Raw genomic sequence first — 14666 nt, forward strand, 5'->3', positions numbered from 1 at the left:
CGTCGGGCGGACGGCGGGGCGGCGTCTGGGCCGTCGATCACGACCCGGCCAGGACGAATGTCATGGCCGGGCCGCGGGTCGTCAGGCTTCTTCGACGGGCTCCGCCGCGAGCGACGGCGCCCCGAGGGCGATCGGCTTCGGCTCCGGCTTGCGCTTGACCGACTCCAGCAGCATCTGCGCAACGTCGACGATCTCGACCTTCTCGCTCGCGCTGCCGTCGCTCTGGCGGGCCGTCAGGCCGTCGTTCAGCATCACCTTGCAGAACGGGCAGCCGGTCGCGATCTTCGACGGCGCGGTGCCGAGCGCCTCGTCGACGCGCTCGACGTTGATCCGCTTGCCGATCTTCTCTTCCATCCACATGCGGGCGCCGCCGGCGCCGCAGCACATCGACTTGTCGCCGTGCCGCGGCATCTCGCGCAGCCGCGCGCCGGTCGCGCCGACCAGCTCGCGCGGCGCCTCGTAGACCTTGTTGTGGCGGCCGAGGTAACACGGGTCGTGGTAGGTGACGTCTTCGGCGACCGGCGCCACCGGGACCAGCTGCTTCTCCCGCACCAGGCGGTTCAGCAGCTGCGTGTGGTGCACGACGTCGAACTGGCCGCCCAGCTCCGGGTACTCGTTGGCGAGGGTGTTGAAGCAGTGCGCGCAGGTCACGACGACCTTGCGGGCCTTGCGCTCGCGGCCCTCGAACACCGTGTTCAGCACCTCGACGTTCTGCTGCGCCAGCATCTGGAACAGGAACTCGTTGCCCGCGCGGCGGGCCGGGTCACCGGTGCAGGACTCCTCCGAGCCGAGCACCTTGTACTTGACGTCGGCCATGTGCAGCAGCTCGGCGACCGCGCGGGTCGTCTTCTTCGCGCGGTCTTCGAACGCGCCGGCGCAGCCTACCCAGAAGAGGTACTCGGCGTCGCCCATGTCGCCGTCGAACACCGGGACCTCGAAGTCCAGGTCCTCGGTCCAGGCCAGCCGGTCCTTGGCGTTCTGGCCCCAGGGGTTGCCCTTGTTCTCCAGGTTCTTGAACATGCCGTTCAGCTCGCTGGGGAACGACGACTCGATCATCACCTGGTAACGCCGCATGTCGACGATGTGGTCGACGTGCTCGATGTCCACCGGGCACTGCTCGACGCAGGCGCCGCAGCTGGTGCAGGACCAGAGGACGTCGGGGTCGATGACACCGCCGTCGTCGCCGATCAGCGCCTTCTGGGACTCGGCGATGGCGAGGACGTCGATGCCCGCGTACATGTTGTCGCCGGACAGGCCGACCTCGTCGCCGGCCATGTCGCGCTTGCCGCCGGCCATCAGGTACGGCGCCTTCGCGTACGCGTGGTCACGCAGCTGCGTGATGACGAGCTTCGGCGACAGCGGCTTGCCGGTGTTCCACGCGGGGCACTGCTCCTGGCAGCGGCCGCACTCGGTGCACGTCGAGAAGTCCAGCCAGCCCTTCCAGCTGAAGTCCTCGATCTTGCCGACGCCGAAGGTGTCCTCGTCCGGGTCGGCTTCCTCGAGGTCGAGGACCTTGCCGCCGCTCATCATCGGCTTGAGCGCGCCGAGGGCGACGCCGCCGTCGGCCTCGCGCTTGAAGTAGATGTTGAAGAACGCGCTGAAGCGGTGCCAGGCGATGCCCATGGTCATCGTGCGGGCGACGACGATTAGCCAGACCGTGGCGCTCATCAGCTTGACGAACGCGAAGACCGTGACGAGGTTCGGGCTGGCCGGCAGCAGCTCGCCGAGCGGGTTCGAGACGAAGGCGGCCCAGGTCGGCGTCTCGTGCGCGCCGAGCGCGGCCTTCGCGGCGCGGACGCCGATGATGCCGATGCCCTCGATCAGGACGACGGCCTCGATGAAGTAGGCCCACTTGAAGTTGGAGCCCTGGAAGCGCGACTGGCGGTCGGCGCGGCGCGGGTGGTTGCGCTGGCGGATCGCCATCAGCACCAGGATGCCGACGATCGTGCCGACCCCGAGCAGCTCCATGAGCAGCTGGAACGGCGGGAAGTCGTCGAGGACCGGCCAGCCCCAGTGCGGGACGAAGACCTCGCCGTAGGCCTCGAACAGGGCGAGCGAGCCGAGCAGGAAGCCCCACATCACCAGCCAGTGGGCCGGTCCGACGCTGCGCTTCCGGTTCATCCGGGTGTGGGCCGCGAACTCCTTGATCAGCGTCTTCATGCGCGGCATGAAGGGGCCGTTGCGGGTCGCGTCGGGCTGCCCGAGGCGGATGACCCGCACAAAACGGGCGATCGTCGCGGCGAACATGCCCCAGGCGACGAGGCCGAGCACGACGGAGATCCCGCCGAGCGTCAGTTGCAGAGCGCCCATCGTTCGGGTGCCTTTCGTCCGGATGGATCAGTGGTGGTGCCGGGAGACTAACCGTCCTTACTGATGAGTAACCCGTTGAGTGGGCCTAAGTCCCACCGATGTGGTGTACGTCGCTCTTTGTTTCGGGACGATCGTTCAGGTAGTTTTCACCCTATGGGTGCGTACCTTCTGCTTGCGCTGGCGATCGCCGCCGAGGTCTCCGCGACGGTCTCGCTGAAGCTCTCCGAAGGCTTCTCCAAGCTCGGGCCGTCGATCGTCGTGGTGATCGGGTACGCGATCGCGTTCGTCGCGCTTTCGCAGGTGCTGAAGCTGGGGCTGTCCGTCGGCGTCGCGTACGCGATCTGGGCCGCGGCCGGGGTCGCGCTGGTCGCGATCATCGGCGTGGTGTTCCTCAAGGAGCCGGTCAACGCCGCCATGATCGCCGGGCTGGCGCTGGTGATCGGCGGGGTGGTGCTGATCGAGCTGGGGAGTGCGTCGTCGTGAAACTGCAGGTCGACGGCCGGAAGGCCCGCGGGGAGAAGCGGCGCGCGGAGATCATCGCGGCCGCGCTGCGCGTGATCGAGCGAGACGGCGTCGCGGGCGTGACGCACCGGACGGTCGCGGCCGAGGCCGGCGTGCCCACGACGTCCACGACGTACCACTTCTCGTCGCTGGACGACCTGCTGATCGCGACGCTCATCTCGTGCGCCCGCGACATGGCGACCGAGGTCTACTGGATGATCGACCGCGCCCGCTCGCGCGGCTCCCGCGGCGCCGAGGAGGTCGCGGGCCTGCTCGCGGAGGCGCTCGGGCCGCGGCGCGGCCGGACGATGGCCGAGTACGAGCTGTACCTGCTGGCCGCGCGGAAGCCGGAGCTGCGCCCGGCCGCGCGGCGTTGGCTGGACGTTCTGACGTCGATGGTCCGGCATGACGACGAGGTGGCGTTCCGGGTGTTCCTCGCGGGCATTGACGGGCTGCTGATCCAGGGTTTGATCGACGACGGCCCGCCGTCCGCGGACGAGCTGCGGCCGGTGGTGGACTACCTCCTGAAACCTCGGTGAAGCACAGCGTGGCGATATCCGCGTTGCTTCACCGGCATCGGGTGTTCGTCGACATCGCGTAGCTTTCACGTGGACGCGGCGGCTTCAGCGTGGGGCGGCGGCCTCGATCGTCCACGGCACTGCGAAGGCAAGCCTGGAGCTGGATGTCGACGCGGAGGCGGCGTTTGGTCCTGCGGTCGACGCGGGGCACGCTCGATAACGTCGGGGCGATGGGCCGACGATCAAGGAGCTCATCCACGAGCAGTTCGGCGACGGGATCATGAGCGCGATCAACTTCAAGCTCGACGTCTCGCGCCGCGAAGACCCGGGTGGTGAGCGCGTGGTCGTCACGCTCGACGGGAAGTTCCTGAAATATCAGTGGGGCTGAGCGGGGTCCGTCGGTTAGCTTGCCGATCATGCGGACTTTCGGTGCTTACGAGCTCGACGACGACCGGACGCGGCTGGACCTCGAAGTGGTGTGGAAGTTCCTCTCCACCGAGGCCTACTGGGGCCGCTGGCGCACGCGCGAACAGGTCGAAGCCGCCATCGAAGGGTCGTGGCGGGTCGTCGGCGCGTACCGCGATGGGGAGATGGTCGGCTTCGCGCGCGCCTTCTCGGACGGCGTCAGCAGCGCCTATCTCGCCGACGTCTTCGTGGTGGACTCCGCGCGCGGCAGCGGGCTCGGCAAGGAGATCGTGCGCGAGATGATCGACAACGGGCCCGGCGCCGGCTTCCGCTGGATGCTGCACACCGCCGACGCGCACGGGCTCTACCGGCAGTTCGGCTTCGGTGAGCACACCAAGGGCCGCTACCTCGAACGCGAAGGCGTCAACAAGGAAGCCCTGCGCTGAAGGGCGAAGTACAGCGCGCCCGGGACGGCCAGGCCGATCAGCCACGAGATGTCGGCGCCGCCGAGCAGGGGGGCCATCGGGCCGACGAAGATGCCTTCGACGTTCGAAAACGGGATCTGCACGGCGATCCCGGCGAAGTACGCGATCAGCGCCGGCGCCGCCCAGCGGCCGTAGCGGCCGTTCGGGTCGTACATCGCCTCGAGGTCGTAGGACTCCTTGCGCACCAGGTAGAAGTCGACCAGGTTGATCGAGCTCCACGGCGTCAGGAAGTACAGCAGGAAGTCCAGGAACAGCACGAAGTTCCCGAGGAACTCGCCGCGCCCGAGTATCGCGATGACGCCGCCGAGCACCCCGACGATCGCGATGTACCCGACGCGGGCCTGCTGCGACAGCGCGGCTTTGCGGCTGAACGCGGTGAGCGCGGTCGCGACCGTCATGTACCCGCCGTAGATGTTCAGGACGTTCACCGTGAACTTGCCGAGCGCGATCGCCAGCAGCAGCGGGATGAGCAGCGCCTCACCGCCGAGGCCGACGACGTACGCGACTTCGTGGCCCTTGAACGCCTTCCCGGCGACGGCGTACGCGAGCGCGCCGAACGACATCGCCCACGTGGCGCCGAGGACCGTGCCGCCGTAGGTCCACCAGAAGGTCGCGCGCACCGACGTCGCCGACGGGAGGTAGCGCGAGGTGTCCGCGACGTACGGGCCGAACGTCAGCTGCCACGACGCCGTCAGGGAGAGGGCGAGCAGGAACTTCGGGAAGTCGAGCGTCGGCGTGCTGAGGACGGCGCCGAGGTCGTGGCCACCGACCAGGCGGATCGTGAGGTACACGAAGACGACGACCGACAGCGCGGACGCCACCCAGCCGAACCGGTGGATCAGCCGGTACCCGACGATCGCGATCAGCGCGGAAAGAGCGGCGTACACGCCGATCGCGGCGTCGGTCGGGAGGCCGGTGATCTCCGCGACGGCCTGTCCGCCCAGGACGTTCCCGCTGGCGAAGTACCCGAGGTACATCACGACGACCAGGACCAGCGGCAGGACCGCGCCGTACACGCCGAACTGCGCGCGCGACTGGATCATCTGCGGGATGCCCAGCTTCGGGCCCTGGGCGGCGTGCAACGCCATCGGGATGCCGCCGAGGACGTTCCCGCCCAGGACGGCGACCAGCGCCCACAGCGGGTGCACCCCGACGAGCACGGTCAGCGCCCCCGTGACGGCCGACGTGATCTGCATGTTCGCCGCGAACCAGAGCGTGAAGAGGCTGCGCGGGTGGCCGTGCCGTTCGGTCTCCGGGACCGGGTCGATGGACCTGCGTTCGAGCGTCGCCGCCACGGTGTGCCTCCTGCTGATCGTGCTTCGGGAGGTATTAACCGTCGCCCGGCGGGCCGGTCCTAGGCCTGTCGGGGCGATTTCGTCTGGTATTCCAGACGGTGGTCGCCGGTGAAGCCGAGACGCCGGTAGAGCGCGACGGCGGCGGTGTTGCCCTCGGCGACCTGCAGCGTCACGCGCTTGCCGGCCGCCCAGCCGATGACCGCGCGCACCAGCGCCTCGCCCACGCCTCGGCGACGCGCTCGCGGGGCGACCCACATCGTGCCCAGCTCGACGTGGTCGTCACGCGGGAAGCCGGTCGCCATCCCCGCGGGCTCGTGGTCGAGGTCCGCGAGCACGTTGAAGGTGCCGTCGAGACGCGCCCGCCAGCGGTGCTCGGGGGCGTTCTCCCAGTCGGCGAGGGTCGCGCTGAAGGCTTCGGGGGCGTCGCGCAGGGCGGCCAGGCGGAGGTCGCGCCACTCCCGCCAGTCGTCGGGGGTGACGGGCCGGATCACCGCGTGAGGTCGGTGCGGAGTGCTTCCCACGATCGGGTGGAAATCCGGAGGGTGCCGCCCGGGCGGTCCTTGGTGTCGCGGATCTGCACCACTTCCGCGAGCGCCACTTCGACGCACTCGGCCTCTTGCCCGCTGTAGCTGGACTTCCGCCAGGTCACTCAGGCCTCCAGTTCGGCGATCACCCCCTCGATGAACTCGTGGGATCGCGCCGAGTCCATGGCGAGGGAGGTCACGGTCTGCGCGGCGGACTTGTAGTCCGCCACCTGCTCCTCATCGTAGATGTAGGCGCTGCCGCGATGCTGGTCCAAGAAGACGATGGCGGGCAGGTCGGAGTACTCGAAGACGCTGAACGACCCGTTGAGGCCGGGGTGGAAATCGCCGCCGAAGGGGATCACCCGCACGGCGAGCCGCGGTGGGAGAGCGAGGAGGTGGCGGAGCTGGTCGAGCAGGACCTCCGGACCGCCGATCTGCTGCCGCAGCGCGATTTCGCCGAGCAGGATGGAACAGTCCGCTGCGCCGCGGTCGCGGAGGGCGGCCTGGCGGATCATGCGCACCCGCAGCCGCTGCTCGACCAAGGCCGCGGGAGCGCCGCCGTGCGCGAGGATGGCCTCGGCGTAGTCCGGGGTCTGCAACAACCCGTGCACCAGCATCGGCTGCCAGCTGAAGATCGAGGCGGCGGTGCGCTCGTACTCGGCCAGCGTGGTCAGGACCGGTGGGGCATCCGGCATGTCGCGCTCGAGCCAGTTGGGCTCGCGGGCGTTCTCCGCCAGCTCGAGCAGCCGCGTCCGCTCCTCGACACTGACCTGCATCCGCCCGAGCAGGAGCGCGACCTCCTCGACCTTGGGCACCCGCAGCCCGAGCTCCCAGTTGGACAGGTCGCCCGGGCGGACGTCCGCGCCGCGAGCCAGTTCGCGCAGGCCGATGCCGCGCGCCTGGCGCGCCTTCCTCAGCCCGAACCCCAGTGCTCGCGACCGGGGTGTCGCTATCGGTGGTGACATGACCGCAGTGTGTCATCGGCCACCGACAAAAAAGTGCCCGGCACTGTCGCCGATCCGCGACAGTGCCGGGCCCTGAAACCTGACCCGTGAAACCTAACCCTTGTTCTCGTACACCGGCGTGATCACCGCGCGCGCCAGCGTGTGGCCGAACATGTTGAAGCCCAGGAACGCCGGGGTCGCCTCACTGTCGACCTCGAGCTTGTCGACGTCGAGCGCGTGCACCGCGAAGTAGTACCGGTGCGGGCCGTGGCCGGGCGGGGGCGCCGCGCCGAGGAACTGCTTGACGCCGCCGTCGCCCTTCAACGTCACCGCTCCGTCGGGGAGGCCGGAGCCGTCGCCCGCGCCCGAAGCCAGCTCCGTCACCGAGGCCGGGACGTTGAACACCGCCCAGTGCCAGAAGCCGCTGCCAGTGGGGGCGTCCGGGTCGTAACACGTGATGGCGAAGCTCTTCGTCTCCGCGGGGAAGCCTTCCCAGGCCAGGTGCGGCGAGCGGTCTTCGCCGCCGGCGCCGAAGATGCCGGACAAGTGGGGCGTGGCCAGGGTTTCGCCGTCGGCGACGTCGGTGCTCCGGACGGTGAAGGACGGCACGTCGGGCAGGGATTCGTACGGGCCGGGTGCTTGCGGCATGGATCCTCCTGATCATGGAACTGGAGTCTTGCGCCAGGTTAGGCCCCTCCCGCCACCCCCGCGTGTCAGGGACGGATCTCAGGGTCTTTCGGGGGGTTACCCCCATGTGCCGACCATCCCGTCGCCAATACCGTTTTCGCAGCAGAGGAAACAACTGAGGGGACCAACGACCATGGCGCGCCCGCTTCTTGCCGTAGGTGGCATCGTCCTGATCGGCGTCGGCCTGGCGACCGCGTTCGGCTGGGGCTGGGGATCGGACTTCGAGAACACAAAGACGCTTTCGGAGTCGATCCGCAGCGTGAAGCTGGAAGGCGACTCGGGCTCGGTGAAGATCCGCGCGGGGTCGGGGCCCGCGACGGTGCACCAAGAGGTGAACTACCACTGGCGCGGCAACCCCGGTGACACCTTCTACCGCGTCGAGGGTGACCAGCTCGTGCTCACCGACTGCGGGACGAACTGCTCGGTCGACTTCGAGGTCGTCGTGCCGGCGAACATCCCCGTCACCGGGAAGGTCGACTCCGGCGGCCTCGACATCGCCGGGATGGCGAGCGTGGACGTCCAGGCCGACTCCGGGCACGCCCGGGTCGAGGACGTGCCCGGCCTGGTGAAGCTGCGGCTCGACAGCGGGGGCATCGACCTGCGGAACGTCGGGGAGGTCCAGCTGCACGCCGACTCCGGCAGCATCAGCGGCACCGACGTGCGCGGCCCGGTCGACGTGACGTCGTCGAGCGGGAGCGTCGAGTTCACCCTCGCCGAGCCGAACAACGTCAAGGTGAAGGCCGACAGCGGCAGCGTCGAGGTCGCCGTGCCGGGCGGGCCCTACCGCGTCCTCGGGGACAGCGACAGCGGGCACCGCGAGATCGACGTCCCGACCGACGGCTCCGCGCCGCACACCCTCGACCTCACGACCGACAGCGGCAGCGTGACCGTCCGCGCCGCCTGACCTTCTCTCACCACTGGAGCTTCCTTCACCATGGGCAAGATCGAACGGCGGGTCCTGGCCGCCGCACTGGCCGGCGCCATCACGATGTTCGGCGTCGTCGGCTTCCTCCGCAGTGAACCGGAACGCCCTGCTCCCGCGCAGGGCGTTCCGGTCAGCGTCACGTCCCCGCACCTGGCGAAGCTGGCCGTCGTGCACGTCCGGTGAGACCCCGTGAGCGGGGTCACACCCGTTCGGGGCGAGTTCGGGCACCGAGGCCGGGAACAAGAACCCGGAGCCGGTCGTTAGGCTGGACGTAGAGGTTGAGCGCAGTCGACTCAAGTCCAGCTTGACGCGACACGCGAAGGCCCGATAGAACTTGCCAAGGCCCCGCTCAAGGCGGGGGCGAACGTGCAGGTCACGGACGAAGCAGGCTTACACAGGAGGAAAGCACCATGGCGCGAGCGGTCGGCATCGACCTCGGCACGACCAACTCGGTCGTCGCCGTCCTTGAGGGCGGCGAGCCGACGGTCATCGCCAACTCTGAAGGGTCCCGGACCACCCCCTCGATCGTCGCCTTCGCCAAGAACGGCGAAGTGCTGACGGGCCAGCCGGCCAAGAACCAGGCCGTGACGAACGTCGACCGGACGATCCGGTCCGTGAAGCGGCACATCGGCACCGACTGGAAGACCGAGATCGACGGGAAGAACTACACGTCGCAGGAGATCAGCGCGCGAGTGCTGATGAAGCTGAAGCGCGACGCCGAGGCGTACCTGGGCGAGACGATCACCGACGCGGTGATCACCGTCCCGGCGTACTTCGAGGACGCGCAGCGGCAGGCCACCAAGGAAGCCGGCCAGATCGCCGGCCTGAACGTGCTCCGCATCGTCAACGAGCCGACCGCCGCCGCGCTGGCGTACGGCCTGGACAAGGGCGAGAAGGAACAGACCATCCTGGTCTTCGACCTCGGTGGCGGCACCTTCGACGTCTCGCTGCTGGAGATCGGCGAGGGCGTCGTCGAGGTCCGCGCGACCTCCGGTGACAACCACCTCGGTGGCGACGACTGGGACGAGCGCATCGTCAAGTGGCTGGTCGACAAGTTCAAGGCCACGAACGGCATCGACCTGACCAAGGACAAGATGGCGCTGCAGCGCATCCGTGAGGCGGCGGAGAAGGCGAAGATCGAGCTGTCCAGCTCGAACTCGGCCGGCATCAACCTGCCCTACATCACGGTCGACGCCGACAAGAACCCGCTGTTCCTCGACGAGCAGCTTTCGCGCGCCGAGTTCCAGAAGATCACCTCGGACCTGCTCGAGCGCACCCGCAACCCGTTCAACAACGTGATCCGCGACGCGAACATCGCCGTCGGCGACATCGACCACGTCGTGCTCGTCGGTGGTTCCACCCGCATGCCGGCCGTGTCCGAGCTGGTCAAGGAGCTGACCGGCGGCCGCGAGCCGAACAAGGGCGTGAACCCGGACGAGGTCGTCGCGGTCGGCGCGGCGCTGCAGGCCGGTGTGCTGAAGGGCGAGGTCAAGGACGTCCTGCTGCTGGACGTCACGCCGCTGTCGCTGGGCATCGAGACCAAGGGTGGCGTGTTCACCAAGCTCATCGAGCGCAACACCACGATCCCGACCAAGCGCTCGGAGATCTTCTCCACCGCGGACGACAACCAGCCGTCGGTGCAGATCCAGGTGTTCCAGGGTGAGCGCGAGATCGCGGCGCACAACAAGAAGCTCGGCATGTTCGAGCTGACCGGTCTCCCGCCCGCCCCGCGTGGCGTGCCGCAGATCGAGGTCACCTTCGACATCGACGCGAACGGCATCGTGCACGTCCTGGCCAAGGACCTCGGCACGAACAAGGAGCAGTCGATGACGATCACCGGTGGCTCCGCGCTGCCGAAGGACGACATCGAGCGGATGGTCAAGGACGCCGAGGCGCACGCCGAGGAAGACAAGACCCGCCGCGAAGAGGCCGAGACGCGCAACCAGGCCGAGACGCTGGTCTACCAGACCGAGAAGTTCCTCAAGGACAACGACGACAAGCTGCCCGAGGACCTCAAGGGCAAGGTCAAGTCCGCGATCGACGAGTCGAACGAGGCGCTCAAGGGCACTGACTCGGCGAAGATCCGCGAGTCGATCGAGAAGCTGAACACCGCTTCGCAGGAGCTGGGCACCGCCCTGTACGCCAACGCGAACGCCGACGCGGCCGCGGGTGCGGCCGGTGCTTCGGGCGCGGCCGGTGGCGACGCCGGTGCGGCCGGCGCGACGGGCGCCAAGGCCGATGACGTGGTGGACGCCGAGATCGTCGAAGAGGACGAAAAGAAGTGACCCACAGCTACGACGAATCCGAGAACCAGGGCCGCGGCCCCGAGGAGCCGGTGGTCGTGCGGGACCGGCGCCGGGTGGACCCCCAGACCGGGCAGGTCCGCCCGCCCGGTCCGGCCCACGCCGCGCCGGACCCCGACGAGGAGCCCGTGGAGCACGCGGGCCCCTCGCTGGGCGAGTCCATTGTGGACGACTCGGTCGCGGTGGTCTCCGGCGTGGAGAAGGAGCTGGCCGAGCGCACCGCCGACCTCCAGCGCCTGCAGGCCGAGTACGCCAACTACCGCAAGCGTGTCGAGCGTGACCGCGAGGCGGTCGTCCTCGGCGCGAAGGCGACGGTGGTGAACGACCTGCTGCCGCTGCTCGACGACCTCGAGCGGGCCGAGCAGCACGGTGACCTCACCGGGGCGTTCAAGGCCGTCGGCGACAAGCTGATCAGCGGGCTGCAGCGCGCGGGGCTCGAGTCGTTCGGCGCCGAGGGCGAGGCCTTCGACCCGAGCGTGCACGAAGCCGTGCAGCACAACACCTCGCCGGACGTGGCGGGCCCGACGGTCACCGTGGTCATGCGCCGCGGGTACCGCTTCGGGGACCGCGTGCTGCGGGCGGCGCTGGTCGGCGTGACCGACCACGAGCCCGGCGCGGCCCCGGTGGACCCGTCCGTCGGTGGCGAGCTGCCACTCGACGGGCGCCTCGATGACCAGCAGCAGTAAGCAGTATCCGGTTCCAGTGGGAGGAGGAGACGCCCGATGAGTGCGCGGGAATGGATCGGCAAGGACTTCTACCGTGAACTGGGCGTCTCCTCCGACGCCACAGCCGACGAGATCAAGAAGGCCTACCGGAAGCTGGCCAAGGAGAACCACCCGGACGCGAACGCCGGCAACGCCGAGGCGGAGCAGAAGTTCAAGGCCGTCTCCGAGGCGTACGGCGTGCTGTCCGACACGGCCAAGCGCAAGGAGTACGACGAGGCGCGGCGGCTGTTCGGCGGCGGCGGGGGCGGGTTCAACTTCCCCGGTGGCGGCGGCACCGGCAGCTTCGACGTCGGGGACATCTTCGGCCAGGCCGGCGCCGGCCAGCAGGGCGGTTTCGGCGGGCTCGGCGACATCCTCGGCGGGCTGTTCGGCCGCGGCCGGACGACGGCGGGCGCGACGGCGAACCGGCCCCAGCGCGGGGCCGACGTCGAGACGGACGTCCGGATCGACTTCACCGAGGCGGTCAAGGGCGCGACCCTGCCGCTGCGGCTGTCGAGCCCGGCGACCTGTTCGACGTGCGGCGGCAACGGCGCGAAGCCGGGCACCTCGCCGCGGACCTGCCCGACCTGTTCCGGGTCGGGCCTGGTCAGCCGCAGCCAGGGCGCGTTCGCGTTCTCGGAGCCGTGCCGCGACTGCCGCGGCCGCGGGCAGATCATCGACGACCCGTGCCCCGAGTGCGGCGGCGAAGGTGTCAGCACGCGGACCCGCACGCTGACCGTCCGGATCCCGTCGGGCGTCGACGACGACCAGCGGATCCGGCTGGCCGGCCAGGGCGAGCCGGGCCGGGGTGGCGCGCAGGCGGGCGACCTCTACGTCCGGGTGCACGTGGCTCCCCACGCGCTGTTCGGGCGCAAGGGGCTCGACCTGACGATCTCCGTGCCGGTGGACTTCACCGAGCTCACGCTCGGCACCACGATCACGGTGCCGACCCTCGAAGGCAAGGTGTCGCTCAAGGTGCCGCCGGGCACCGCGAGCGGGCGGGTGCTGCGCGTGCGCGGCAAGGGCATCGCCAAGCGTGACGGCGCGCAGGGTGACCTGCTCGTCACCCTCACCGCGGCGATTCCCGCCAAACTGGACGACAAGGCGCGCGAAGCTCTGCAGGCGTACGCCGAAGCGATGGCCGGGCACGACCCCCGGCCCGAGATCACTGAGCTGCTCGAAGGCAGGTGAGTGGGATGTTCGGCGGGATTCCCCAGGAGGGGGACGAAGAGACCCCGGTGTTCGTCATCTCGGTGGCGGCCCAGCTGGCGGGGATGCACGCGCAGACGTTGCGCACCTACGACCGGCAGGGCCTGGTGTCACCGGGCCGCACGTCCGGTGGCGGGCGGCGCTACTCGATGCGGGACATCGCGCTGCTGCGCGAAGTCCAGCGGCTGTCGCAGGAAGACGGCGTCAACCTGGCCGGCATCAAGCGCATCATCGAGCTGGAGAACCAGGTCGACGCGCTGCGGGCCCGCCTGCAGGAGCTGACCGAAGAACTGGCCGCGGCGTACGCGGCCGGGGAACAGGCCGCGGCGGCGGCGCACGCGTCCTACCGCCGGGACCTGGTTCCGCTGAACCCGCAGACCGCGATGGTGGTCTGGCGGCCGAAGCGCCGCTGACGTCCTGAGCACGCAAAGCCCTCCCCGAGTCTCCGGGGAGGGCTTTTGCGTTTCAGGCCTTGAAGTTCAGCAGCTGCTGGACCTCGGCGGTCCGCGACTCGATGACGCGGCGGGCCAGGTCACGGGCGTCGGCGTTGATCCCGCCGGCGGTGCCGTTCTCGGTCTGGGCCAGCTCGACCGCACCCTGTTGCTGGCCGGTCAGCACATCCAGGTACTTGCGCGTGAAGTCCGTGTCGTTCGTGGACTTCAGCGTGCCGACGAGGTCGGGCGCGGTCATCTTCATGCCGCCGTGGCCGGCGTGGACGTGCGGGTTCATGTCCATGCTCTCGGGCCGGTTCCAGGTGCGCAGCCAGCTCTTCATGTTGTCGACTTCGGTCTGCTGCGTCACCTCGATCGCCGCCGACAGCTCCTTCACCGGCGCCGGGAGCGGGCGCTGCTTCGCCAGCCGGACGATGTCGATGCCCTGCTGGTTCTGGGTGATCAGCATCTGCAGGAACATCACGTCGGCGTCGTTGAACTTCGCCGGGGTCCACGTCGCGCCGCTGCCGCAACCGGCCAGCAGCAGCGCGACGACGACCAGGACCAGCCTCACTGACGCTGCCAGAGGGCCGGGGTGTTCGGCGGCTCCCAGCCCGCGATCGCCGTGTGCGGCTGGAGGCAGCGGTAGCTCACGCCGTTGTACGTCACGACGTCACCCGCCTTGTACGCCGTGCCGGCCTTCCACGTCCCGCTCGACGGCGGGGTCGTCGTCGGGGGCGGGGTCGTGGTGGGCGGCGGCGTGGTGGTCGGGGGCGGCGTGGTGGTGGGCGGCGGGGTGCCACCGCCACCGACCTGCAGGTCGATGCAGCTGTAGAAGGCGTTGGCCGTGTCGGAGATGTTCCAGATCGCCAGCACCTTCACCCGGCCGGAATACCCGGACAGGTTCACCGTGTGCTGCACGGTCGCGGGCGGCTGCTGGCCGTTGCCGTTGAACGACGCGACGAGCGTGTTGCCGACGTAGTACTCGTAGCTCTTCGTGGCGTGCCGGGCGGTGAACACCCAGTTGAACGTCACCGAAGAACCGACCGACTTGGCCGGCCACGGCTTCGACTCGTCGGCCAGCTCGGCGAACTGCGCCAGGCCGGCGTTGCAGCTGCGCAGGCCCTTGGGACCTTCGACGCTCTGCGGTTCGTAGACGATCTGCCCGCAGTTCGGCACCTTCCCGGCCGCGCAGTTGGCCTGGCGGCTGGGCGGGTCGGAGACGTACCCGTGGGCACTCGCGGAGGTGGCGGGGAGGACGACGACCAGCACCGGCGCGAGGATCGCACCGGCGGCGGCCGCGAAGAGCTTTCGCTTCAGGGTCATTTCGGCTCCTCGTGGGGGAACGGCGGTGTTCCGGAGGGAGGACGAACGAGCACGTCCGGGGAAGACGTGGTCTAGACCATAAGATGATTCGGGCACAAC

At 69.4% G+C, this 14666-nt stretch carries 18 protein-coding genes; 10 read left to right on the top strand and 8 right to left on the bottom strand.

Annotated features, from left to right (window positions below):
* Nucleotides 1-81: 81 nt before the first annotated feature.
* Nucleotides 82-2310 (bottom strand): (Fe-S)-binding protein, encoded by a 2229-nt coding sequence (locus tag ACZ63J_RS21545; RefSeq protein WP_465406568.1) that lies wholly within the window; start codon nt 2308-2310, stop codon nt 82-84.
* 153 nt (nt 2311-2463) lie between these two features.
* On the opposite strand from ACZ63J_RS21545, the gene ACZ63J_RS21550 reads away from it, so the two are divergent.
* The 4 genes from ACZ63J_RS21550 to ACZ63J_RS21565 all read left to right on the top strand — a co-directional run bounded on the left by ACZ63J_RS21550 (nt 2464) and on the right by ACZ63J_RS21565 (nt 4180).
* Nucleotides 2464-2793: a DMT family transporter gene (locus tag ACZ63J_RS21550; RefSeq protein WP_465306857.1), complete on the top strand. Its 330-nt coding sequence runs from the start codon at nt 2464-2466 to the stop codon at nt 2791-2793.
* On the top strand, nt 2790-3350 hold the full coding sequence (locus ACZ63J_RS21555; RefSeq protein ID WP_465333509.1) for a TetR/AcrR family transcriptional regulator: 561 nt from the start codon (nt 2790-2792) through the stop codon (nt 3348-3350). The genes ACZ63J_RS21550 and ACZ63J_RS21555 overlap by 4 nt, the downstream gene beginning before the upstream one ends.
* A gap of 220 nt (nt 3351-3570) precedes the next feature.
* Nucleotides 3571-3717, top strand: a complete 147-nt coding sequence (locus ACZ63J_RS21560) for a cyanase (RefSeq protein WP_465406614.1) — start codon at nt 3571-3573, stop codon at nt 3715-3717.
* A 28-nt stretch (nt 3718-3745) separates the two neighbouring features.
* Nucleotides 3746-4180, top strand: coding sequence for a GNAT family N-acetyltransferase (locus tag ACZ63J_RS21565; protein WP_465333511.1), 435 nt, complete (start codon nt 3746-3748; stop codon nt 4178-4180).
* Here the strand turns inward: ACZ63J_RS21565 and ACZ63J_RS21570 are convergent.
* The 5 genes from ACZ63J_RS21570 to ACZ63J_RS21590 form a co-directional block, all read right to left on the bottom strand.
* A complete protein-coding gene (locus tag ACZ63J_RS21570; protein ID WP_465406566.1) occupies nt 4138-5514 on the bottom strand; it encodes a purine-cytosine permease family protein in 1377 nt (458 codons plus the stop codon). The two genes, ACZ63J_RS21565 and ACZ63J_RS21570, sit on opposite strands and share 43 nt — an antisense overlap.
* Before the next feature lie 59 nt (nt 5515-5573).
* Entirely contained in the window at nt 5574-6005 is a 432-nt protein-coding gene (locus ACZ63J_RS21575) for a GNAT family N-acetyltransferase (protein ID WP_465406564.1), read from the bottom strand.
* Nucleotides 6002-6163: a DUF397 domain-containing protein gene (locus tag ACZ63J_RS21580; protein ID WP_465406563.1), complete on the bottom strand. Its 162-nt coding sequence runs from the start codon at nt 6161-6163 to the stop codon at nt 6002-6004. The genes ACZ63J_RS21575 and ACZ63J_RS21580 overlap by 4 nt, the downstream gene beginning before the upstream one ends.
* Entirely contained in the window at nt 6164-7003 is an 840-nt protein-coding gene (locus ACZ63J_RS21585; protein ID WP_465406561.1) for a helix-turn-helix domain-containing protein, read from the bottom strand.
* 93 nt (nt 7004-7096) lie between these two features.
* Nucleotides 7097-7630: a YbhB/YbcL family Raf kinase inhibitor-like protein gene (locus tag ACZ63J_RS21590; RefSeq protein ID WP_465406559.1), complete on the bottom strand. Its 534-nt coding sequence runs from the start codon at nt 7628-7630 to the stop codon at nt 7097-7099.
* Nucleotides 7631-7802: 172 nt separating this feature from the next.
* On the opposite strand from ACZ63J_RS21590, the gene ACZ63J_RS21595 reads away from it, so the two are divergent.
* The 6 genes from ACZ63J_RS21595 to ACZ63J_RS21620 all read left to right on the top strand — a co-directional run bounded on the left by ACZ63J_RS21595 (nt 7803) and on the right by ACZ63J_RS21620 (nt 13223).
* Nucleotides 7803-8573 (top strand): DUF4097 family beta strand repeat-containing protein, encoded by a 771-nt coding sequence (locus ACZ63J_RS21595; protein WP_465306871.1) that lies wholly within the window; start codon nt 7803-7805, stop codon nt 8571-8573.
* A 30-nt stretch (nt 8574-8603) separates the two neighbouring features.
* The gene (locus ACZ63J_RS21600) at nt 8604-8777 is read left to right on the top strand and encodes a hypothetical protein (protein WP_465306873.1); all 174 of its coding nucleotides are present in this window, start codon (nt 8604-8606) and stop codon (nt 8775-8777) included.
* A 227-nt stretch (nt 8778-9004) separates the two neighbouring features.
* Entirely contained in the window at nt 9005-10879 is a 1875-nt protein-coding gene (dnaK, locus tag ACZ63J_RS21605) for a molecular chaperone DnaK (RefSeq protein WP_465333521.1), read from the top strand.
* Nucleotides 10876-11583: a nucleotide exchange factor GrpE gene (gene grpE, locus ACZ63J_RS21610; protein WP_465333523.1), complete on the top strand. Its 708-nt coding sequence runs from the start codon at nt 10876-10878 to the stop codon at nt 11581-11583. The genes dnaK and grpE overlap by 4 nt, the downstream gene beginning before the upstream one ends.
* 36 nt (nt 11584-11619) lie before the next feature.
* Entirely contained in the window at nt 11620-12792 is a 1173-nt protein-coding gene (gene dnaJ / locus ACZ63J_RS21615; protein ID WP_465306879.1) for a molecular chaperone DnaJ, read from the top strand.
* 5 nt (nt 12793-12797) lie between these two features.
* Entirely contained in the window at nt 12798-13223 is a 426-nt protein-coding gene (locus ACZ63J_RS21620) for a heat shock protein transcriptional repressor HspR (RefSeq protein WP_465306881.1), read from the top strand.
* Nucleotides 13224-13275: 52 nt separating this feature from the next.
* Here ACZ63J_RS21620 and ACZ63J_RS21625 read toward each other — a convergent pair whose 3' ends face one another.
* Both ACZ63J_RS21625 and ACZ63J_RS21630 read right to left on the bottom strand, forming a co-directional pair.
* Nucleotides 13276-13815: a DUF305 domain-containing protein gene (locus ACZ63J_RS21625; protein WP_465333526.1), complete on the bottom strand. Its 540-nt coding sequence runs from the start codon at nt 13813-13815 to the stop codon at nt 13276-13278.
* On the bottom strand, nt 13812-14567 hold the full coding sequence (locus ACZ63J_RS21630) for a lytic polysaccharide monooxygenase (protein WP_465406557.1): 756 nt from the start codon (nt 14565-14567) through the stop codon (nt 13812-13814). The genes ACZ63J_RS21625 and ACZ63J_RS21630 overlap by 4 nt, the downstream gene beginning before the upstream one ends.
* Nucleotides 14568-14666 lie beyond the last annotated feature (99 nt).

The sequence above is a fragment of the Amycolatopsis sp. NPDC104863 genome (assembly GCF_055582965.1).